The sequence below is a fragment of the Rhodococcus aerolatus genome, from assembly GCF_054783215.1.
On sequence record NZ_BAAGQZ010000036.1, the window covers coordinates 74,374 to 95,653 of the forward strand.

Sequence of the window (21,280 nt, forward strand, 5' to 3'; positions counted from 1 at the left end):
CACCGGTGAGCAGCGAGGTCGACGCAGCGCACGGGGCAGCAGTGGTGACCCACCCGGGCGCCACCCAGCCCGCGGACGACCTGCTCGCGTCGGCACGACGGGCCCACGAGTGGGGGTACGCCCTGGTGCAGGCAGCGCAGCTGCGCCAGAACCTGACGGTGCCGCAGGACCCCTTCGTGACGCGGTCACCGTCCTCACCCGGTGCGCCGCTGAACCGCATCGGCCACCAGCGCGCGCTGTCGGACCCCAGCTACCGCGCCGGCGTCGCACCCAACGTCGACACGCTCTACAGCGTCGCGTGGCTCGACCTGGCGGACGGTCCCCTGGTGCTCACGGTGCCACCCGTCGTCGACCGCTACTACACCGTCCAGCTCGCGGCGGCGGACACGTCCACCCTGGCGTCGGTCGGCAGGCGGACCCACGGGGGTCAGCTGCCGCCCGTGGTCATCACCGGGCCGGGGCACGACGTGGACCTCCCCGCGGGCCACCTCGTGGTGCGCAGCACGACGCGCTACTTCATGGTCGCCTGCCGGATCCTCGTCGACGGCAGCCCCGCCGACCTCCACGAGGTCCACCGCCTGCAGGACCGCGTCACGCTGCAGACGTGGGCACAGCACCTCGCGGGCAGCGCAGAGCTCCCGGAGGTGCCCCGGCAGCGTCCCCTCGACGAGGGCGTCTCCGCGGAGCTCGGGGAGCTCGGCTGGCTCCAGCAGCTCGGCAACGTGCTCCGGGACGAGACCCTGCCGGCGGCGGACCTCGCGGTGGCCGCCTCGCTGGCCCCGATCGGGCTGGGCCCGGGCGGCGTCGACCTCGGGACGCTCGGCGCGGACGCCCGCGAGCAGGTCGCTGCCGGGCTCAGGGCGGGTCGGTCGAGCGTCCTGCACCGGTCGACGCGCCTGGGACGGCAGGACGACGGCTGGACGACGAACGTCCTCGGCCCGCGCTTCGGGGCGGACCACCTGCTGCGTTCCGCCGTGGCCAAGGACCAGATCTACGTCACGCTGCCCGAGGAGGCGCTCTACCCGACCGCGCTCGTCGACCGGTCCGGGGAGCCGTTGCACGGGGGCGCCCGCTACGAGCTCACGTTCCCCGCGGGCGAGCTCCCGCCGTCCGACGCCTTCTGGTCCCTGACCGTGTACCGGTCGGACGGTGGGGGGTTGTGCGAGAACCCGATCTCCCGCTACAGCATCGGTGACCGCACCGACGGCCTGGTCCTCGGTCGCGACGGAGCCCTGACCGTGCACGTCCGGTCCGACCGGCCGGCGGAGGAGCACGTCGCGAACTGGTTGCCGGTGCCCGCGGAGGGGTTCCGCCTGATCCTGCGGGTCTACGTCCCGCAGGAGCGCGCGCTGTCGGGCGCGTGGGCACCACCCCCCGTCGAGCGGGTCGACGGGCCGTGACCGAGGAGAGGACGTCGACCGGTGCTGCGACCGAGCGGAGCCGGGCACCGGACAAACCCGACACCGGAGGAGGACCAGGGGTGAGCACGACGGACGAGTGGTTCCTCGGGTACGCGGAGGGGTCCGTGCCGCAGCTGCAGTCGTCCCGCGGGCCGGACGTCCGGCCCGCGGACGCGACCGCCCGACGGGCCTGGGCCACCGCCCTGGCCGTGCAGGCCACGGTCTACGGGTTGCCCGCCGTGCTGCAGTACGCGCAGATGTGCGCGCAGTGCCTGGTCCCCGAGGCGCCGGGACGGCTGTTCACGTTCCAGCACGAGCGCGCGACCGCCGGACCCGACTACGAGGCGTTCCGGGTGCCCAACGTCGACACCCTCTACTCCAACGGCTGGGTGGACCTCGGGGCAGGCCCCGTCGAGCTGCGCCTCCCCGCGTTCGGCGGCCGCTACTACACCGTGCAGCTGCTCGACGCCTACAGCAACGCCGTCAACATCAGCTCGAGGACGAGCGGTCCCGGGCCGGGCACGTACTGGCTGGTCGACCCGGCCTGGTCCGGTGCGGCGCCGAGCGGCGTCACCGTGGTGCCCGTCCCCGGCCGCATCGTGTGGCTGCTGCTCCGCATCCAGGTGACCGACGGTGAGCTGGCGGGCGTGCACGCGTTGCAGGACCGCGTCAGCGTCGCGCCCACCGGTCCCGCCCCGTCGGACGTGACGACGGTCGTGAGCCCCGACGCCGTCCGCGAGGACCCCCAGCAGTTCTTCCGTGCCCTCGACGCGGTGCTCCGCCTCAACGGCTGCCCCCGCAGCGAGCTGGCCCACGTGCGGCAGTTCCGGACGCTCGGTCTGCTGTCCCGCGAGCCGTGGTCGGCCGCGGCGCTCGACGCGGAGACCTGGTCCGGGACCCGGCAGGGGTTCGGTGACGCCATGGCCGTCGTGCGGGCGTCACGGCCCCAGCTCGGGTCGCCGACGGGGACGGGGTGGACCCGGGTGGCGGACAAGGGTGCGCACGGGCACAACTACCTCGCGCGGGCCGTGATGAACGAGGTCGGCCTCGCCGCGAACGTCGTGCAGGAGAACACGTCCTTCAACACCTACGCCGACGGTGACGGCCGCCGCCTCGACGGGACCGACCGCGACCACCGGCTGACGCTGCCGTCCCCGCCCCCGCACCACGCGTTCTGGAGCCTCACGGTCTACGCGGCGGACACGGGTCGGCTCGTGCACGGGGTAGCGCAGCACGGCATCGGCAGCGCGGACCCCGCGCTCGAGGTCGGCGACGACGGCCGGGTCGAGGTCGTGCTGAGCCGACGCGACCCCCGGGCAGGCAACTGGCTGCCCTGCCCGGCGGGCGAGTTCTTCCTCGTCCTGCGGGTGTACTCACCGGGGGCCGAGGTGGTCGACGGCACCTGGCTGCCCCCCGCGGTCCGCGTGGAACCCGGCCCGCCCGCGCCGCGGGGCCCCGCTCCCCCGTGAGCCGTCGTGCGGGGCGGGCCCAGCGGCGCGGCCCCGGTCGCGCGACGACGACCCCCCGCCCGGGCTCACGGCAGGATCACCGGACCGACCTCGACGACAGGAGACCTCATGTACGTCCTCGTCCACGGCGCAGGGATGGGCGCGAGCTGCTGGGACCGCTTGCTGCCGTTCCTCGACGCCCCCGCCGTCGCGGTCGACCTGCCCGGCCGCGGTTCCCGCGCCGACAGGTCGCTGCACACGCTGACCCTCGACGACTGCGCGCAGGCGATCCTCGACGACGTGGCCGCAGCGGGCGGGGACGACGAGATCGTGCTGGTGGCGCACTCCTTCGGAGGCGTCTCCGCGCCCCGGGTCATGGCCCCGCTGGCGTCGCGGCTGCGGCACGTGGCGTTCCTGTCCGCAGTCGTGCCGCCGGACGGGACCCGGGTGCTCGACCAGATCGACCCCGACGTGCGCGAGGCCGTGCGCGCCTCCCTCGGCGGGGGCCTGTACTCGATGGGGCGGGAGGGGGCGGAGGCAATGCTGTGCCATGACCTCGACGACGAGCAGAGCGCGTGGACCCTCGACCAGATGGTCGACGACTCCGCTGCGCTGCTGACGGAGCCGGTCGACTTGAGCGGCCTGCAGACCGACGTCCCCAGGACGTACATCCGTCTCACCGAGGACGTCTGCTACCCGCCGGAGCTCCAGGAGCGGTCCAGCGCAGTGGTCGGGGGCGACGTCCGCCACCTCCACACCGGACACATGGCGATGGTGGCCGCACCCCAGGAGCTCGCCGAGCTCCTGGCCGGTCTCCGATGACGGCCGGGGCCGGCCTCGACCTCGCCGTGCTCGCGGAGCGGGCGCGCGAGTGGGGATCGGCCCTGGTGCGGGCCACGCAGCTGCGTCACGACCTCACCGAGCACCGGGGCGAAGGGCACGGCCGCACCCGTGCCGACCCCCGGCGTCCTGGCTCGTCCCACGCAAACCTGGTCGGCGCCGGCCCGCGATGATGCTCCCGTGATCAACGACAGCCTCCTGCGCACAGCCCGGTGGACCATCCCGCCCGCCGCCGTCCAGACCACCGCGGACGGTCTCCGGGTCACGGCGGTGCAGGGCAGCGACGCGCGGCGGCACACCTGCTACGGCTTCACCCACAACCACGACGGCGCGCACGGCCTGCTCGCCCCCTTCGGCGCCCGTGAGGCCCTCGAGGTCCGGTTCCGTCTGGACTGCACCGAGCAGCCCGACCAGACCGGGCTGCTGCTGCGCGCCGGGCCCGAGACGCCCGCCGTGGCTAGGGCCGCCGCTGACCCGCGTCGGCCACGAGGGCGCGGGTCACCGTCTCGCGCAGTGCATCCCGACGCCGGACGTGGTCGGCCTCGTCGTCGTCCGGGGCGGCGGTGGCCGTGCCGCTGAGCGGCGACCAGGACCCGGCGATGCCGATGACCAGCGAGTAGACGTCGTCGGGCGCGATCCCGTCGACCACCACCCCGTCACGCTGGGCCTGCTCGATCGCGACCCGCTTGGGGTCGGTGAGCGCGCCGTGACCGGCGAGCAGGTCGCCGACGGGCGTGCGCTCGAGGCGGTTCCACCCGACCAGCCGGATGATCTCGGGGTCGGTGAGGTAGCTGTCGTACAGGGCCACCGCGTACCCGGGCAGGTCGTCGGCGGTGAACGGGACCGCGTCGACGATGCGCACCAGCTGGGCGGCGAAGACGGCGTCGAAGAGGCCGTCCTTGGAGCCGTACCAGGCGTACATCTGCTGCTTGTTGACCTGCGCCGCGGCCGCGATGCGGTCGACCCGTGCGCCGGCGAGGCCGTGCTCCGCGAACTCGGCGGTGGCCGCGCCGATCAACCGGCGCCGGCTGGCATCCCCGTCCCGCACCATGCATCCACCCTATATCCAACCAACTGGTTGGTATGCTGGGCTCATGACGGCACCCGGCACCATCACCAGCCCCTTCGACGACACCACCACCGCCCTCGAGGTGGTCGAGGGCCTCGACCTCACCGGCAGGCGGGCCCTCGTGACCGGCGCCGCCTCCGGCATCGGCGTCGAGACCGCCCGCGCTCTCGCCCACGCCGGAGCACAGGTCACCCTGGCGGTCCGCGACACCGCCGCCGGCGACCGCACGGCCGCCGACCTCGCGCGCAGCAGCGGCCGTGACGACGTGGCCGTCCTGCGCCTCGACCTCGCGGACCTGGCCTCGATCGACTCCCTGACGGCGGCGTGGACCGGGCCCCTCGACGTCCTCGTCCTCAACGCCGGCGTGATGGACACGCCGTTCGGCACCACGGCCCAGGGCTGGGAGACCCAGCTCGGCACCAACCACCTCGGCCACTTCGCGCTCGCCGCCGGCCTGCACGCGGCCCTGGCCGCGGCCGGTCGCGCCCGGGTCGTGGCCGTGTCCTCCAGCGGTCACGCCGCGTCGTCTATGGTCTTCGACGACCTGTTCTTCGAGCGCCGCGACTACGACCCCGGGCTCGCCTACGGCCAGTCGAAGACCGCGAACTCGCTGTTCGCGGTGGAGGCCAGCCGCCGGTGGGCCGAGGACGGCATCAGCGCGAACGCACTGATGCCCGGCGGCATCTGGACACCCCTTCAGCGCCACTGGACCGCCGAGCAGCGCGCCGCCGCCGAGGCGCAGTCCCGGCAGGCCGAGGCGTCCGGGCAGTTCCGCATGAAGACCCCCGAGCAGGGCGCTGCCACCTCGGTCTTCCTCGCCACGTCACCGATCGTGGAGGGGATCGGGGGTCGCTACTTCGAGGACTGCCACGAAGCGGCGGTCGTCGACCGGCTCGACGGCATCCACGGGGTGCTGCCCCACGCCCTCGACCCTGGTGACGCCCGTCGTCTCTGGGACGTCTCCGAGGGCCTGCTGGCTGCTGCACGGCGGACCGACTGACGTCTGCTCGCCGAGCCTCTACGTCACGCCGTCGACGGGGCCGCGCTGCTCGCCGCCGCCCGCCAGCAGTGCCGTGCTGCTGGCCTCGTCCTCGTCGGCCGCGGGACCCGACCGATCACCGGACCGGTGAGTGGCGACGGTTCCTCTTGCGCTGCGCGGTCAGGACCCGCAGACGGCGACGAGGACGAGGCCGCCCTCGCCGCGCGCAGGTGGCGGGTCGACTCGACGGTGACGGCGATGAATTCCCCGGCCGCGACGGGGACCTCCTCTCCGTCGACGACGAGCCACCCGTCGCCCCGGATCACGACGTAGACGTCGTCGACCTCGTCCGCGAGGTGGTCGTGGGGCTCCGAGCACGTCGAACGGCCCCACCTCGCCCGCCCGTCGTGGTCGCCGCAGCCCAGTTCGCTGGTCCCTGGCCGGATCGTTCAGGCTCCGCCGACCCGGTTCCGCCGGAGCCCGCCGCGGGCCGGGGCGGGCTGCTCCCCGGCGTGGTCGACGGGGTCGGCGTCAGCGGGGAGGGAGTAGTCCCCGGCGGCGCGGCGCTCGACCGGCACAGAGACCTCGCTGCCAGCACCGGCGCCTGCGGACGGTTCGTCGCGGGGCGGGGCGATGAGCTCGAGCGTGCCGCCGGCGGGTCCGTCGAGGTAGACGATCACTGTTCCTGCCCGTGCGCCACTGGTGAGTCGGTGGGGCCCGCCGACGGGGACCCAGCCGTGGCGGCGGCAGACGAGGAGGACCCCGGCGAGGTCGGCGACCACGAGTGCGATGTGGGTCGCGCCGCTCTGGGACGGGAGTGCTCGCGCCACCCCGGCCGGCGCCGGGCGGTACTGGAGCAGCTCGAGGCGGTGCGGACCCAGGACCACGGTGGCCGCGTCGATGGTCGCGGACCGGACGCCCGTGGTGCCGGCGGTGGTCGCCTCGTCGAGGGTGAAGGTCCGTTCGAGGACGAAGCCCAGGTCGTCGCACCACATGCTCAGCGCCTCGTCCAGGTCGGTCACGGTCAGCCCGACGTGGCCGACCTCGATCACGAGGGCCGGCCCGGCAGGACTGCCGTCGTCGCCGGGCCTCGCGTCGACACCGCGGATCCGGGCCGAGGTGCCGGCGGGTCCAGCGGGTGGCGGCAAGGTGCCGCCGGGGTTCGTGGTCACCTGGCGCAGCGTAGAACGGCAGCCAACTCGGCTGCGGCGGGCTGTCGTGCCGGTCGGACGCGACGTCGTCCGCCCCAGGGTCGCGGCGCGTGGCGGAGGGCCTGTGGCCTGTGGCCCACGTCCCCCACCTGACCAGCACGGTGGGCGGCGGCACGACCTGCGGCAGGGCGGTGCAGACCTCGGCGACCGAGTGTCCGAGCTCCACCGGGAGGTGGTCGAGGTCGTGGATGACGTTGTCGGGGCCCCACGTCGGGAGATCGTCAGTCCACCGCCCGGCCCGGGGGGTCGCTGTCCCGGCGTGCTGCGGGGGCGTAGGGCGCCCACGCGGCCAGCATCTGGTCCACGAGCTGCGGCGCGGCGGTGGTGGCGCCGTCCCGTGTGCGCCAGACGACGTGGCCGTCGGCGCGGACCACGACGGCGCCCACAGTCCCCACTTCGTAGCGCTCGACCGCAGCGGCCCGGTCCGTGGCGGTCCCGAGGTCGACGACGGTCGTCAGCAGCGGGGCCGTGACCGGTGCGCCGAGGGCAGCGGACCACCCGGACGGGTCGAAGGTGAGCACCGTGAGCGCCAGTGGGCGCGGGTCGACGAGCTGGAGGGTCGAGCGGGGCCCGTTGGGGGTGGCCACGACCGAGTGGGGCAGCCGCCCGCCCGGGGTGGTGGTGGGGTGGTACTCGACCACGTCGGGCTCCGACGCGCGATGCGGGTCGCCGGGCTCGCCCAGGACGAGCGGCCCGCCGTAGCGGTACCCGTACTCGAGCCCGGTGGAGACGAAGTGCGCAAGCTGGCCGGGCACCTCCCCGGCGACGCGGTCGCGGACCCGCCGTCCCCGCCGGCCGGTGGACCCCAGGACCCGGCTGCGGGCGAGACCTGCTCGTACCACCTTGTCCGCGAGGGGCGCCGCGACGGACCCCGGCAGGGCCGTGACCGGGAACCGCGAGGCGGCACCCGTCGCGCGCTGCAGCATCCTGTTGGTCACCCCGAAGTGCCGGGTCACGTCGTCGAGCCGGAAGTGGTTGGCCACGCTGTGCCGGGCGAAGAGCTCGACGACGGGGCGTCGCTCGGTCTCGTAGGTGTCGAGCAGGCGCTGGCCGGCCTGCCCGCCCAGGACGGCGTCGAGCTTCCAGGCAAGGTTGTGCGCGTCCTGCACGCCGCTGTTGAGCCCGTACCCGCCGGTGTGGGGGAACCGGTGCGCGGCGTCGCCCGCCAGGAGCAGGCGACCGCGGCGGAACACCTCGGCGCACTGCGCGGTCATCGTCCACGTCCCGGTCGAGACGAGCTCCACCTCCTGATCCGGGCCGAGCACCGCGGGCAGGGCACGGGCCCAGTACCGCTCGCGCGCGCCGGCCACGTCCTGCTCCGGGTGCAGGTAGGTGGTCATGAGCACGTAGTGCTCGTCGGCGTGGGCGATCATCACACCGGCGAACCCGGGCTGGTAGATCCAGCTGAGCAGGGGCCGCGCGTACGCCGGGTACAGGCCGGGGGCCCGGAAGAAGGCGCTGCCCATCTGGGCCAGCACCGGCCCGCGCATCGCGATGCCCGCGGACTCCCGGACCGCGCTACCCGCGCCGTCGGCGCCGACGACGACGCGGGCGCGCACCGTCTCCCCGGAGCCGAGCACGACGGAGGCACTGCGGTGGTCCTGCTCGACGGACGTCACCCGCGTCGCGCGGCGGAGCTCGACCAGTGGCTCCCGCTGCAGCGCTGCCCACAGCACCGGCATCAGCTGGTGCTGCCCCACGTGGGAGACCAGGAAGTCGCTGTGGTCCCGGACGCGGGCCAGCTGCTCCGGTCGCGAGGCCAGGTCGATCTCGCCGAGCGGCCGGCCCTGCAGGTCCGAGCACCACCGGATGAGGTTGACGGTCTCGACGGGGGGAGCGAGCGCCGCGACCTGCTGCGCGAGTGCGGGGTCGGCCTCCCGCCAGATCTCCAGCGACCGGCCGTGGAGGACGTGGGCCGCGGGGTGGGTGAGCGGCTCCTCGCGGCGGTCGAGCAGCACCGAGCGGACACCGCGACGGGCCAGCAGCAGGGCCAGGGTCGCGCCGGTCGACCCGGCCCCGACGATCGCGACCGGAGCCAGGTCGCTCACAACGTGCGCAGCGTGATCGCCCGCCTGCCGACCCGCGCCGTGGTGCCCGGCCGAACCCCGGCGTCGGGCCAGAGCAGCGACTCCAGCGGGGCACCGTCGCGGAGCCGCTCGAGCAGGTAGGACGGGTCGATCGTGGTCCCGATCGGGTTCGCGGCGAACTCCGGGCTGGAGAAGAACGCTGCGGTCTCCGCCGCGGTGGGGAAGTTCTCGACCTGGAGCTCCAGGCGGGTCCCGTCGGGGTCCTCGTAGTACAGCGACGTCGTCGGCCCGTGGTTGATGGCCCACACCGGGTGGATCCCCACCGCGGCCAGCCGCTCGTGGTTGAGCAGCAGGCGCTCCAGCGAGGTGTAGGTGAAGGCGAGGTGGTCGACGCCGTGGACCTTGCGGCGGAACCGGCCCAGCGGGAACACGTGCCGCGCGATCGGGGGGACCTTGACCAGCGCGAGGCGGTGGCTCTCGCCGTCCCAGGTGAGGAACACGATCTGCTCGTCTTCGTGCACGACGGTGGCACCGAACACCGTCGAGTACCACTCGACCATCTGCTGGGGGCGCGCCGTCTTGACGACGAAGTGGGCGAGGTAGTCGGGTGCGAGCGCGGTCGCCGTCGGGGCGGGGCTCGGGGTCTGCGTGGTCATGGCGGCTCCTCCGGGTCAGCTCGGGGCGACGATCGGCGTGCGCTGCTCACCGAGGTCGAGCTCACCGTCGGTGGAACGGATGGATGCGGTGACGAGGTCACCGGGCCGCAGGAAGGGCCCGGAGAGGTTGCGTCGCACGAACAGCCGCCACATCACGTGCTCCGGCAGCAGTGCGGTCGCGAGGCGGCGCACGAGGGCGGGCGGGGACGAGGCCGCGGTGCCGTGAGGGGTGCCGGTGAGCAGCACGTCGCCGACGGCGAGGTCGCTGAACGTGCTGAGCTCGGTGAGCGACTCGGCAGGGCGGTGCACGAGGTTGGCCGTCGTGTCGGTCTGCCGCAGCTCGCCGTTGACCTCCAGCCGCAGCACCAGGTCGTCGAGCCGCGCGCGGTCGGAGCCGTCCAGGACGGCGAGCACCGGGCCCAGCGGGCAGAAGCCCCGGTAGCTCTTGCCCTTGAGGTACTGCCCCTGCGGCAGCTGCACGTCCCGCGCCGACAGGTCGTTGGCGATGGTGACGGCCGCGACGTGGTCGAGCAGCGTCTCCTCGGTGACCGTCACCGGGCCGGTGACGGCCCTGCCGATCACCAGGGCCAGCTCGATCTCGTGGTCGAGGAGACGGACGTGCGCCGGGCGCGTGACCGGGGCGCTCGGGCCGGTGACGGAGGCGTCGGTCTTGTCGAAGAAGAGGTTGAAGGAGCGGTGGTCGGGGTCCATCCCGGACTCGATGGCGTGCTGCCGGTAGTTCGCGCCCTGGCACAGCACGCGGCACGGGGTGGTGACCGGTGAGAGCACCTCCAGCGTCCCCAGCTCGTGGGTCGGCGGCCGCGACGCGGCGGCCGTCCAGTCGTCCCTGCCGTGCTCGAGCAGCTCGGCCGTGGTCGCGTAACGCCCCTCGAGGGCGGTGACCGCGGACCCGGACACCACCCCCCACAGCGCACCCCCGTCCGCAGCGAAACGGCTCAGGTGGGTGGCCATGGCGGTGCTCCGTCCTCGGGGTGGACCCGAGGCTAGCAATTCATTGACTGACGGTCAACGAATCGTCGACGCCTCGCCGGGTCGCGTGGCGGCGGCGATCACGGCGAGGGCGCCGGTGACGTCCGGGCAGCCGTCGAGCGCCTGCGCCCCGCGGAGCGCGCCGGCGCCGAGCTCGAGCAGCGACGTGACCAGGGCGTCGACCGGGACGGGGCGCGGGTCCACGAGCCACCACCGGGTGGCCTCGTCGAACGCGGCCACCACGGTCGTCCCGACGTACTGCACGACGGGGTCGGCCGCGTCCAGGCCCAGCACCTGCGCGAGCGCCGCAAGCGCCCGTGCCCGACCACCGTCGGACACGGCGGCCGCCGTGGGGTCGGCGTGGCGTCGCCCGACGACGAGGCGGAGCGCGACGCCGCGGTGGGTCTGCAGGTAGGTCAGGTGGGTACGCAGCGCGGTGCGGACGATGGTCGGGGCGTCGTCGGCGGCGGGGGCGGTGAACGCCGCGTCCATCTGCGCCACGACGGCGTCGAGGACGGCGCGGTAGAGCGCCTCCTTGCTCCCGAAGTGGTGGAACACCAGGCCGTGGGCGACCCCGGCCCGGGTGGCGACGGCGGACACGGTCACGACGTCGTAGTCCTGCTCGGCGAAGAGCTCGGACGCCGCGGTGAGGATTCGGTCACGGGTGGCCGCCTTCTGCTGCGCCCGGGAGGTGGCGCCCCGTGCCCGGGGGCTGCCCCCGGTCACGCGTCGGACCCCGCGAGCCTCACGCGGCGACGGTACGCGTCGGCCCCGCGTCACCGGCCGGTCTCCTCCGGGAGCTCGCCGGGCTCGGCCAGGAACGCGCGGAGCTCGGCCAGGAACGTCTCGGGGTCCTCGATGTGGGGCCAGTGGCCGGTCCCCGGGACCTCGACCGCGGACGCCGTGGGCACCGCGGCGAGGAACGCCTCGACGTCGGACCTCGGCGCCAACGGGTCCCCCGGGCCGCGGATGATCCTCGTGGGGCAGGCGATCCGGTCCAGGCCCGTGTTGGGGTCGCCGCGCAGCGCCGAGAGCAGGGCCGGGAACGAGCCCGGCGCCCCCAGTGCGGACATCACGTGCGCCATCAGGTCGGGGTCGAGGCGCTCGGGGTGGGCGAGGAACGGGCCCAGCGCCAGCCTGAGCAGGGTGGGCGAGGACGCCGCCAGGCGGGTCACCCGCTGCGGCAGGGGGACCCCGATGGTGGCCAGCTCGGTCAGCAGCGTGGCCACCGCCCACGGCTGCGCCCGGACCGTCCGCAGCGGGTGCCGTCCGAGACCGGTGAGGGACAGGATCGGGCCGCCGGTGATGACCAGGGAGTCGACCAGCTCGGGCCGGTCGACGGCCAGGCGGGTGGCGACGAGGGAGCCCATGGAGTGGCCGACGACCGCGGCGCGGTCGACGCCGAGTGCCGAGCAGGTGTCCGCGACGGCGTGCGCCAGCCCGTCGAACCCGCTGCGGCGCAGCTGGAGCTGGGAGCCGCCGAACCCGGGCAGGTCGACCGCGACGGCCCGGTGGGTGAGGGCGAGATCGGGAAGGACCGGCAGGAACCAGCGCCAGCTGGCCGAGACGCCGTGCAGCAGCACGACCACGTCGCTCCCGTCACCGGCGCGGTCGAGGTCGACGAGGTGGACCCGCCGGCCGTCGACGTCGACGTCGCGCGCTACCTCCTCCCACGCCACGTCGCGCCAGTCCGGCACCACCCGGGCGCGGTCAGGGGTGGGCACGGTCGACCTCCCGGTCGGCGGTCGGGGTCGGGTGCAGCACCCGGTCGAGCACGGGCAGCAGGACGCGGCGGGGGACCAGCGCGGCGAGGTGCGCAGCCGCGGCGTTGCGCCGCCCGGAGACCACGTGCGGCGGGGGCCGCCGGCGGTCCAGCGCGCGGAGCCCGGTCCCGACGACCTGCTGCGGGGTCTGGAAGGAGCCGACCACGGCCGCGCCGTCGCCGACGACGTCGAAGAACTCGGTGCGGGTGGGGCCCGGGGCGAGGGTGAGCACGGTGACCCCGTGTCGCCGCGCCTCGAACCACAGGGACTGGCTCAGGCTGAGCACGAACGCCTTCGACGCCGCGTAGACCGCCAGGGACGGCACGGGCTGGAACGCCGTCGTGCTGGAGACGTTGATGATCGCGCCGTGCCCGCGGGCCGCCATCTCGGGGAGGAAGGCGCGGACCAGGTCGACCACCGCGAGGACGTCGACGGCGAGCTCGCGCCGGTGGTCCGCGGGGTCGGTGCCGAGGAACGCGCCCTGCGTCGCGAAGCCCGCGTTGTTGACGAGCAGGTCGATCTCGCCCACCACCCGGGCGCGGAGCGCCTCCCCCGGGTCCTCGGTGGTCAGGTCGAACGGCACGACGGCGCAGTCGATCCCGTGCTGCGCGGTCAGCTCCGAGGCGAGGTCCCGCAGCCGGTCCTCGCGCCGCGCCACCAGGACGAGGTCCGTCCCCCGCGCGGCGAGAGCGCGCGCGAACTCCCCCCCTATGCCCGAGCTCGCGCCCGTCACCAGGGCCCGCCGCGCCCGGAACACCCGGCGCTCACGCCCCAGCACGGTGGCCACCTCGTCCCTGCTCGTCCACAGGAGGCAGGCTCGCAGTTCGTTGACCGCGAGTCAATCGGGGTACGGTGACGCCCGGCGGGCCGACCGACCTGCCTCGAGCCGCCCGTGCACCTGACGCGCCGGGCCCGAGCACCGACGAGGGACCACACGAGCGCGTCTCGTGGTCGGTCCCCGGGGGGAGCCAGCCGATGATCCTGGTGACCGGCGCAGGGGGTGGGGTCGGGCGCGCGCTCGTCCGCGCGCTGCACGAGCGCCACGTCGACGTCCGCGCCTTCGTCAAGAACGCAGCGCAGGCCGGCACCGCACGCGCGGACGGCGCCACCGAGACCGTGGTGGGCGACGTCCGGTCGGCCGCGGACCTCACCGCCGCCGTCCGGGGCGTGCAACGCGTGTTCCACGCGACGCCCACCAGCGTCGTGCACGAGGTCGAGCTGGCCAGGACCCTCGCGGACGCGGCACGGGAGAGCGGCGTCGAGCAGGTCGTCTACCACTCGGTGATCCACCCCGACATCACCGCGATGTTCCACCACCAGGAGAAGGGCCGCGTCGAGGAGGTCCTCCGCGCGTCGGGCGTCCCCACGACCAACCTGCGGGCGTCGCACTTCATGCAGAACTACCTCGACTTCTGGGAGTTCCTCCGCGGCGGGGTCCTCCCCTACCCGTCCTCGCCCGACTCGGTGATGGGGGTCGTCGACGCCGAGGACGTCAGCGAGGTCGCCGCGACCGTGTTGACCGCACCCGTCGAGTCGCACGCCGGGCGCACCTACGAGCTCTCCACCCAGGAGCTCACCCGCCACGAGATGGCCCAGGTCTGGTCCGAGGTCCTGGGGCACCCGGTGACCGCCCTGCGGATCCCACCCACCGCGGTGGGCGACCCGGTGCACGGTCTCGGCTCGGCCTCCGTCGCGCTGGTCCACTCGCTGCGGTCGACGGGCGTCCGCGCCCCCCTCCACTGGCTCCGCGGCCTGGCCCAGTCGTCCAACGCCAAGGGCGTGCGCAGCTGGCCGCAGGAGTCGAAGAACTGCTACGTGGCCATGATGACGTACTACGACCAGCACGGGCTGCCCGCGGGGGACATGACGGTGCTGCCCGCGCTGCTCGGCAGGCCCGCCACCACCTACCGGCAGTTCGCCGAGCGCGAGGCCGCCCGACGCGGGGTCCGCGGGTCCTGAGCCGACCCGCGCCGTGAAGGCCAGCTCGTGGGGTCACCGCTCGGGCTCGCGTCGTTCGGAGCCGCCTGTCGGAATCGAACCGACGACCTTCTCATGACGAGACGGGTCCAGCGAGTGCGACGACTCCTGACGGTTCCTGTTCGTGCTGGTCAACGACCTGAACTGCCCGGCGATCCGGCACGGGGTCCCGGTGGTGCCGCGCATCCTGTGACCACACCGCCATCACACGCTGGTTCACCACGAGCTCCTCGAGGCGCCTGCTGGGGGTGGAATCTCGTCGTGGTGGGCGCGCTGCAGCATCACCTCGCCCGATCTGCCGGCGACCGCGCGTCGACAGCGGCGCGAGCCACCGTCGACCCAGGTGCGTGGCAGCCTCACCGTCGTGACGACCGCGAGGCACGGCCCGCTCCCGCTCGCCGCGTCAGTGGACGACACCGCGAGCGCGGTGGTCGGTGTCGTGGTCCTGCTGCCGCTCGCACTGGTCCTGGTCGTGTCCGGGATCCACGCGGTGCGCCGACGGCGGGCACCCCGACGGGTCCGGGTCGGCGGGTTCGTGCGGCTCGTGGTCGCGGCCGGGTTGGTGGCGTACGCCGTCAACGCGCTGCTCCGGCTCGTCAGCCCGACCTGACGACGACTGCCCCGGACCGGTCGAGGACTGGTCGCCGCGCTCGAGGCGCCCGCACTGCTCAGCCGCCGGGCCGCACCGGCAGGGACACCTGGAGCCGGTGGCCGCCGTGCTCCACCGGCCCGGCCTCGAGCGTGCCGCCCAGCCCTTCCGCGCGCTCGCGCAGCCCGAGGAGGCCGAGCCCGCCTCCGGGGAGCGCGAGACCCGGCTCGTGCGCCGGCCCGTTGTGCACGACCACCTCGACGGCCCCGCCGCGCTGGTGGACGGTGACCTCGACCGGGGCGCCGGGGGGCGTGCTTGCGGGCGTTGGTGAGTCCTTCCTGAGCGGTGCGGTACACCGCGCGCTGCACGGGTGCGGGCGCCTTGTCGGGCACCTCGACCACCTACGTCGTGCCCGGTCCGGCCCCGTCGAGGAGGGCGGGGAGGTCGGTGATCCGCGGCTGGGGCTCACGGCGGGGCTCGGCCCGCGCGCTTTCGCGCCCGCTTTCGTCAGGGCCCTGACACGAACCAGTCGCGACGTCGCCCAGAACGCCGCCTAGACGTGCCCGACTCGCACCGACCGCCGCACGGCGACGGCGGGCGGGCGAACTCGGGCAGCGGCGCCTCGCGCAGGCGGGGAGTACGAGAACTGCTGTGGCGATGGGTCAGTGACGAGGGATGCGGCCGCGCCCGAAGGTGTGTCGGGCCCGAGACGCGTCGTGCCACGACGTCCTACGCGTCGTTGCTGTCAGCCGTGCTCGCCGAGCAGCGTGGCGCGCACGGTGCGCAGGTGGGTGCGCATGGCCTGCTGTGCGGCGTCCGCGTCGCGGTCGGCGAGACCGGCGACGATGGCGTCGTGCTCGCCGCAGTAGCACCGGTGCCGTTCGGGGGTGAAGGTGCGCTGCTTGAGGCCGCCCCACACCGGGCCGCGACGCGTGCTGGTGAGCAGCTCGCTGACGGTGACGAGGAGCGCGTTGTGAGTCGCGACGGCGAAGCTGTGGTGCAGCGCGGTGTCCCAGCGCTCGAAGTCCGCCGAGGTGGTGGCGGCACGGCCGCCCTCGAGACAGCGGTGCATCTCCTCGAGGTCGTCCCCGGTCGCGGCGGCGACGGCGAGCGGCATCAGCTGTGGCTCCAGGACGAGGCGCGCAGTCATGATCTCGGCGGGGCTGGGGCCCGTCTGGGCTGGGGCGCTCTCGGCCGGGGCCAGGAAGGTGCCGCGCCCGACGTGGCGGACAACGGTGCCGCGGTCCGCCAGCTGGTCGAGTGCAGACCGGACCACGGCGCGACTCACCCCGGCTCGCGCGGCGAGCTCGCGCTCGGTCGGGAGCTTGTCGCCCGGAGACACGCCGTCGGCCCGGATGAGGTCGTCGAGGACGCGGAGCGCGGTGGCCAGCGGGCCCACGGGTGCCGTCATCTCCTGCTCCTCACCTGCGTGCCTGGACCAATCCGGACCAAAACGTAGCGCAACCAGCACCCGGTGAACCAGCCCGGCGGTTTTGCACTGCTGTTTCTGAGTGTTGACGGTCACACGCAACGCGACCTACGGTGGACCAATCAAGGCCGGTCGGTCATTGGTCCTATTTGGTTCACACGGAGGTTCCCTGTGCGGTATGCGCGCATCCAGTCCCCGAGCGGCCCGGTGCTGTGCCGGGTCGACGACGACGGTGGGGCGCACCCGCTGCGCTTCTCCGACACCGGCACCCCAGTCACCCGCCTGCAGGAGGTCATCGCAGGCGGCCCCGGCGCAGCCGAGCGGCTGGTCGCTGACGAGCCCGCCGCGTCGGGGCGGTTGCTCGCGCCCGTGGTGCCGGACCGCAACGTGTTCTGCGTCGGCCGCAACTACTCCGAGCATGCCGCGGAGTTCGCCAAGTCGGGCTTCGACTCCGGGTCCACCGCGGACGACCACCTGCCGAGCCACCCCGTGGTCTTCACCAAGCCCGCCGCATCGATCGTCGCCTCCGGGGACCGCGTGGACCCCCACACCGACATCACCTCGGCCCTGGACTACGAGGGCGAGATCGGCGTGATCATCGCCCGCCGCGCCAGCAAGGTCTCCGCCGCGGACGCGATGGACCACGTCTGGGGCTACACCCTGGTCAACGACGTCACCGCGCGGGACCTGCAGAAGGACCACAAGCAGTGGTTCATCGGCAAGAGCCTCGACACGTTCTGCCCGATCGGACCCTGGGCGGTCAGCGCCGACGACGTCGACATCACCGACCTGCAGCTGCAGACCCACGTCAACGGCGAGCTGCGCCAGGACACGAGCACCGCCCACCTCATCTTCGACGTCGCCACCATCATCTCCACGCTGTCCGCAGGCATCACCCTCGAGCCGGGTGACGTCATCGCCACCGGCACCCCGGTCGGCGTCGGCATCGGCTTCGACCCGCCCAAGTACCTCGTCGAGGGCGACCAGGTCGTCGTCTCCGCACCCGGGCTGGGCGAGCTGCGCAACACCATCGGGCTACGACCCGCCGGGCCCGGCCTTCGTCGCGTGGCTGGCCGAGAGCTGTTCGTGGAACGCACCGGCGATGGCCCCGCGGTGGTGCTCGTGCACGGCCTCGGTGGGACCACCGACGTCTACCAGCCGCAGGTCGACGCCCTCGCCGAGCACCGCACCGTCCTGCGCTACGACCTGTCCGGCCACGGCCGCTCACCTCAGGCCGGTGCTCCCAGCATCGCCGGGTGGGTCGACGAGCTGCTCGCGCTGCTCGACGCCGAGGGGCTCGACTCCGTGGAGCTCGTAGCCCACTCCATGGGCACCCTGGTCGCCACCCACCTCGCCGCGACGCACCCCGAGCGGGTCAGCAAGCTGGTGTTGCTCGGCGCGGTCCGCCCGCAGCCAGACACGGCCAAGGCCGCGACCCGGTCGCGGGCGGCCACCGTCCGGGCTGGGGGCATGGCCGCCGTGGCCGACACCATCGTCGGGGCGGCCCTGTCGCAGGAGACCCGCGAGGGACGACCCCTGTCAGTGGCCCTCGTCCGCGAGCTCCTCCTCGGCCAGGACCCCGAGGGCTACGCCGGCGCCTGCGAGGCCCTCGCCGCCGCTACCGAGGCGGACCTTGCGTCCATCACCGTGCCAGTGATGCTGCTGACCGGCGAGCAGGACCGGGTCAGCCCGGTCGGAGTGAACGACGAGCTGTTCGGCGTCTTCCCGAGTGCCCAGCTGCACGTGCTGCCGGGCGTGGGGCACTGGCACTCCGTGGAGGACCCGGCCGCGGTCACCCACCGCCTCGTGGACTTCCTGCTCAAGCCCTGAACCTGCTCGAACCCAGACCTGCGCACTCCCCTCTCTCCCACCCCAGACCGGAAGGAGCGGTGACGATGTCGTCGCCCACCCCCAGCAAGATCCTGTTCACCAACGTCCGCGTCTTCGACTCGACCGGTTCCGACCCGTTCGACGGCGAGGTCCTCGTCGAGGGCGAGCGCATCGTCGAGGTCCGCCAGGGCCGCGGCGACCTGCCCCAGGAGGGCGTCCGTGTCGTCGACGGCGGCGGGCAGTTCCTCATGTCCGGGCTGTGCGACGCCCACACCCACTTCTCCTGGATCAACTCCGCCGACCTGCCCGGGCTCGGCACGATGGGCGTCGAGGAGCACACCCTGCTCTCCGCCGCCTCGGCCAAGACCTACATCGACTCCGGCTACACCATGTGCGTCGGTGCGGCCTCGGCCAAGCCCCGCCTCGACGTCGTCATCCGCAACGCCATCAACGAGGGGCAGATCCCCGGCCCCCGCTACCTGGCCAACTGCCAGGAGATCGCCGTCACCGGTGGTGCGCTCATCGACGGCATCACCGCCTTCGCCGACGGACCCGAGGAGATGCGCAAGCAGGTGCGCTTCAACGTGTCCCAGGGCGCGGACCTGGTCAAGCTGTCCATGTCCGGGGAGGAGATCACCGGCAACCAGCACGCCGAGGACAACTACTTCTCCGACGAGGAGGTCCTCGCCGTCACCACCGAAGCCCACCGCCGCGGCCTGCGGGTCTGCACCCACGCCCGCTCCGGGGAGAGCGTCAAGATGAGCCTGCGCAACGGGGTCGACATCATCTACCACGCCTCGTTCATCGACGAGGAGGGCCTGGACATGCTGGAGGCCAAGAAGGACGAGGTCTTCGTCGCCCCCGGCATCAACTGGCTCATCGCCACCCTCAACGACGCCGCGAGCTTCGGCTACCCGCCCGAGGCGGCGGAGGCTGCCGGCTACAAGAAGGAGCTCGAGGCCGCGATCTGGGGTCTCAAGGAGATGAAGAAGCGTGGCATCCGGGTGCTGCCCGGCGGCGACTACGGCTTCGCCTGGACCCCGCACGGCACCTACGCCCGGGATCTGCAGCACTTCGTGGAGCTCCTCGGCTACACGACCAAGGAGGCGCTGCTCACCGCGACCGCCCTGGGTGGGCAGATCATGCGGATGCCCGACGACCTCGGCCAGGTCAAGCCCGGCTTCTACGCCGACCTGATCCTCGTCGACGGCGACCCGCTGGAGGACATCACCGTCCTGCAGGACGCCGGCAGGATCACCGCGATCATGAAGGGCGGCGCGTTCCACAAGGAGCCCAGCGACCCGACCCCGGACGTCCGCGACGAGCACCGCCTCGACACCGACCTCGTCGGCGCCGGCACGGGCCTCGACCCCTGATCGAGCGGACCCCGCGGGGGCAGGTACCAGCATGACCTTGATGGTCTGCCGCACCTGCCCCCGCGACCGTCCCGACTCCGGGGCGTTCGCCGCGACGCTGCTCCCGGCGTTGGCCGGGGCGTCCACCGGTGACCGGGCGCTGCCGCTGCGCCAGGTCGCGTGCGTAGCGGGTTGCCCCACGCCAGGCAGCGTGACCCTGGACGCGGTGGGCAAGACCCGCATCCGCTTCTCCGGCCTCACCGCCGAGGACGCGCCTGCCCTCGTGGCCGCGACACTCGCCCACGCCGACGCGGTGCACGGCGACCCCGACGAGCTGGCACTGCCGGAGAACCTGGCCGCCAGGATCACCGCCGTCACCCGCAAGCGGCACAGCGACGACCCCTGAACCCAGCCACCCTCAGCCGCGCAGCAGCGCCCGCACCTCCGCAAGCCCAGGGACATCGACGCCGGCCCTGGTGAGCAGGTGCAGGTCGTGCGCGGCGACCTCGGCCCCGCTCAGCCCCTTGCCCTGGTGCACCCGGTGGGCCACGGCCCGGTACCCGGCCAGCGCCTCATCGCGGTGCCCGAGCAGCAGGTGGGCGTGGGCGACGTTGATCGGGTGCATCAGGTTGTCCGGCTCTGCGACTGTTGCAGTGGTGCTCAGCTCCAATGCCTGCTGCGCACGCCCGGTGTAGAGGTCCAGCTCGGCCACGTAGGACGCCAGCCCGGGATAGCCCGGATCGAGCTGTGCGGCCGAGTCATAGTCGGCCCGCGCCGCGTCATAGCCGCCCTGCAGGATCAGGATCGCTCCGCGCTCGACCAGCGGCCGGGGCTGCGCCGGGTGTGCGTGGTGCGCCGCGGTGAACACCGCGACCGCTGCGTCGAGATCGCCGGCCCCCCGGTGCGCGCGCCCCCTGCGAATCAACTCCCCCAGGTCGTCCGGGTCTGTCCGTGCCACTGCCGTCCTCCTCAGACGAGTCGCGCGCCACCGTCGACGGTGCGGACCTCACCCGTGGTGTAGCCGTTGCTCGCGAGCTCCAGCACGGCGTGGGCGACGTCGGCAGGCTGCCCGACCCGACCGACCGGCAGGGAGTCGGCGAGCTGGTCGAACGTGTCCTGCCGCTCGGACTCCGAGAGGTGCGCCCAGCTCGGGGTCTGCACCACCCCAGGGCTGACCGCGTTGACCCGTCGGGGCGCGAGCTCGATGGCCAGCGACCGTGCGAGCCCCTCGATCGCCGCGTTGACCGCGGTCACGATGGTGGTCCCGGAGTCGGGGCGCACTGCAGCGACCCCGGAGAACAGTGTGATGCTCCCCTGCTCCGAGAGCTGCGGGGCCAGCGCCCGCACCGCCAGGTAGTACCCCCAGAACTTGCCGTCCAGCACCGCACGGGCCTCGTCGACGTCCATCTCCAGGAACGGGCCGTAGGACAGCGTCGCGGCGCTGAGCACGAGGTGGTCCAACGGCCCGACCTGCTCCGCCAGAGCGTCGATCGACGCCGGGTCGGTGAGGTCGCACGCGACCCCCGTCGCGCCCAGCTCCGCCGCCACCGCGCCGGCCCTCGCGGCGTCCCGGCCGACCACGACCACCTCGGCGCCGTCCGCGACCGCCGCCTCGGCGACCGCCCGGCCCATGCCCGACGTCCCTCCCACGACCACGATCTTCTGCCCTGACACGTTCATCCTGACTCCCTACGCTGGTTGCTATCGATTATTGATA

The 21,280-nt window shown here is 73.7% G+C and carries 21 protein-coding genes and 1 pseudogene; 11 read left to right on the plus strand and 11 right to left on the minus strand.

What is annotated here, in order from left to right:
• Positions 1-41: 41 nt before the first annotated feature.
• From ACYVOF_RS13760 to ACYVOF_RS13775, 4 genes and pseudogenes are all read left to right on the plus strand, one after another.
• Positions 42-1,400, plus strand: coding sequence for a DUF1254 domain-containing protein (locus ACYVOF_RS13760; protein WP_460867360.1), 1,359 nt, complete (start codon positions 42-44; stop codon positions 1,398-1,400).
• 80 nt (positions 1,401-1,480) lie between these two features.
• Positions 1,481-2,869, plus strand: a complete 1,389-nt coding sequence (locus ACYVOF_RS13765; protein WP_460867362.1) for a DUF1254 domain-containing protein — start codon at positions 1,481-1,483, stop codon at positions 2,867-2,869.
• A 108-nt stretch (positions 2,870-2,977) separates the two neighbouring features.
• Positions 2,978-3,670: an alpha/beta fold hydrolase gene (locus tag ACYVOF_RS13770; RefSeq protein WP_460867364.1), complete on the plus strand. Its 693-nt coding sequence runs from the start codon at positions 2,978-2,980 to the stop codon at positions 3,668-3,670.
• A 198-nt stretch (positions 3,671-3,868) separates the two neighbouring features.
• Positions 3,869-4,117, plus strand: a pseudogene (locus ACYVOF_RS13775) (DUF1349 domain-containing protein); the annotation flags it as partial.
• A gap of 28 nt (positions 4,118-4,145) precedes the next feature.
• On the opposite strand, the gene ACYVOF_RS13780 reads toward ACYVOF_RS13775, so the two are convergent.
• The gene (locus ACYVOF_RS13780; RefSeq protein ID WP_460867365.1) at positions 4,146-4,739 is read right to left on the minus strand and encodes a TetR family transcriptional regulator; all 594 of its coding nucleotides are present in this window, start codon (positions 4,737-4,739) and stop codon (positions 4,146-4,148) included.
• 43 nt (positions 4,740-4,782) lie between these two features.
• Here ACYVOF_RS13780 and ACYVOF_RS13785 point away from each other — a divergent pair, with 43 nt between their 5' ends.
• Positions 4,783-5,757, plus strand: a complete 975-nt coding sequence (locus tag ACYVOF_RS13785; RefSeq protein ID WP_460867367.1) for an SDR family NAD(P)-dependent oxidoreductase — start codon at positions 4,783-4,785, stop codon at positions 5,755-5,757.
• Positions 5,758-6,185: 428 nt separating this feature from the next.
• On the opposite strand, the gene ACYVOF_RS13790 is transcribed toward ACYVOF_RS13785, so the two are convergent.
• The 7 genes from ACYVOF_RS13790 to ACYVOF_RS13820 form a co-directional block, all read right to left on the minus strand.
• Positions 6,186-6,908 (minus strand): VOC family protein, encoded by a 723-nt coding sequence (locus ACYVOF_RS13790; RefSeq protein WP_460867369.1) that lies wholly within the window; start codon positions 6,906-6,908, stop codon positions 6,186-6,188.
• A gap of 260 nt (positions 6,909-7,168) precedes the next feature.
• A complete protein-coding gene (locus tag ACYVOF_RS13795; RefSeq protein ID WP_460867371.1) occupies positions 7,169-8,995 on the minus strand; it encodes an FAD-dependent oxidoreductase in 1,827 nt (608 codons plus the stop codon).
• A complete protein-coding gene (locus tag ACYVOF_RS13800) occupies positions 8,992-9,630 on the minus strand; it encodes a VOC family protein (RefSeq protein WP_460867372.1) in 639 nt (212 codons plus the stop codon). The genes ACYVOF_RS13795 and ACYVOF_RS13800 overlap by 4 nt, the downstream gene beginning before the upstream one ends.
• A gap of 15 nt (positions 9,631-9,645) precedes the next feature.
• Complete coding sequence (locus ACYVOF_RS13805; protein WP_460867374.1) at positions 9,646-10,602, minus strand: fumarylacetoacetate hydrolase family protein; 957 nt, start codon at positions 10,600-10,602, stop codon at positions 9,646-9,648.
• A gap of 54 nt (positions 10,603-10,656) precedes the next feature.
• Positions 10,657-11,346, minus strand: a complete 690-nt coding sequence (locus tag ACYVOF_RS13810) for a TetR/AcrR family transcriptional regulator (protein ID WP_460867376.1) — start codon at positions 11,344-11,346, stop codon at positions 10,657-10,659.
• A gap of 50 nt (positions 11,347-11,396) precedes the next feature.
• The gene (locus ACYVOF_RS13815; RefSeq protein WP_460867378.1) at positions 11,397-12,344 is read right to left on the minus strand and encodes an alpha/beta fold hydrolase; all 948 of its coding nucleotides are present in this window, start codon (positions 12,342-12,344) and stop codon (positions 11,397-11,399) included.
• Positions 12,331-13,170 (minus strand): SDR family NAD(P)-dependent oxidoreductase, encoded by an 840-nt coding sequence (locus tag ACYVOF_RS13820; RefSeq protein ID WP_460867380.1) that lies wholly within the window; start codon positions 13,168-13,170, stop codon positions 12,331-12,333. Before ACYVOF_RS13820 ends, ACYVOF_RS13815 begins: the two co-directional genes overlap by 14 nt.
• 188 nt (positions 13,171-13,358) lie before the next feature.
• Between ACYVOF_RS13820 and ACYVOF_RS13825 the strand changes: the two genes are divergently transcribed.
• From ACYVOF_RS13825 to ACYVOF_RS13835, 3 genes are all read left to right on the plus strand, one after another.
• The gene (locus ACYVOF_RS13825; protein ID WP_460867382.1) at positions 13,359-14,342 is read left to right on the plus strand and encodes an SDR family oxidoreductase; all 984 of its coding nucleotides are present in this window, start codon (positions 13,359-13,361) and stop codon (positions 14,340-14,342) included.
• A 382-nt stretch (positions 14,343-14,724) separates the two neighbouring features.
• Positions 14,725-14,970 (plus strand): hypothetical protein, encoded by a 246-nt coding sequence (locus tag ACYVOF_RS13830; RefSeq protein WP_460867384.1) that lies wholly within the window; start codon positions 14,725-14,727, stop codon positions 14,968-14,970.
• A gap of 97 nt (positions 14,971-15,067) precedes the next feature.
• Positions 15,068-15,280 carry a hypothetical protein gene (locus tag ACYVOF_RS13835; RefSeq protein ID WP_460867386.1) on the plus strand — a complete coding sequence of 71 codons (213 nt, stop codon included), beginning with the start codon at positions 15,068-15,070 and terminating at the stop codon, positions 15,278-15,280.
• A gap of 414 nt (positions 15,281-15,694) precedes the next feature.
• Here the strand turns inward: ACYVOF_RS13835 and ACYVOF_RS13840 are convergent, their stop codons facing one another.
• Entirely contained in the window at positions 15,695-16,360 is a 666-nt protein-coding gene (locus ACYVOF_RS13840; RefSeq protein WP_460867388.1) for a FadR/GntR family transcriptional regulator, read from the minus strand.
• 189 nt (positions 16,361-16,549) lie between these two features.
• Between ACYVOF_RS13840 and ACYVOF_RS13845 the strand changes: the two genes are divergently transcribed.
• The 3 genes from ACYVOF_RS13845 (at position 16,550) to ACYVOF_RS13855 (ending at position 19,969) form a co-directional block, all read left to right on the plus strand.
• Complete coding sequence (locus tag ACYVOF_RS13845) at positions 16,550-18,208, plus strand: bifunctional fumarylacetoacetate hydrolase/alpha/beta hydrolase family protein (protein ID WP_460867390.1); 1,659 nt, start codon at positions 16,550-16,552, stop codon at positions 18,206-18,208.
• A 65-nt stretch (positions 18,209-18,273) separates the two neighbouring features.
• Positions 18,274-19,584 (plus strand): metal-dependent hydrolase family protein, encoded by a 1,311-nt coding sequence (locus ACYVOF_RS13850; protein WP_460867393.1) that lies wholly within the window; start codon positions 18,274-18,276, stop codon positions 19,582-19,584.
• A gap of 31 nt (positions 19,585-19,615) precedes the next feature.
• Complete coding sequence (locus tag ACYVOF_RS13855) at positions 19,616-19,969, plus strand: DUF1636 family protein (protein WP_460867395.1); 354 nt, start codon at positions 19,616-19,618, stop codon at positions 19,967-19,969.
• A 12-nt stretch (positions 19,970-19,981) separates the two neighbouring features.
• Here ACYVOF_RS13855 and ACYVOF_RS13860 read toward each other — a convergent pair whose 3' ends face one another.
• Both ACYVOF_RS13860 and ACYVOF_RS13865 read right to left on the minus strand, forming a co-directional pair.
• Positions 19,982-20,521, minus strand: coding sequence for a tetratricopeptide repeat protein (locus ACYVOF_RS13860; protein WP_460867397.1), 540 nt, complete (start codon positions 20,519-20,521; stop codon positions 19,982-19,984).
• Positions 20,522-20,532: 11 nt separating this feature from the next.
• Positions 20,533-21,243, minus strand: coding sequence for an SDR family oxidoreductase (locus tag ACYVOF_RS13865; RefSeq protein WP_460867398.1), 711 nt, complete (start codon positions 21,241-21,243; stop codon positions 20,533-20,535).
• Between the last annotated feature and the right edge of the window lie 37 nt (positions 21,244-21,280).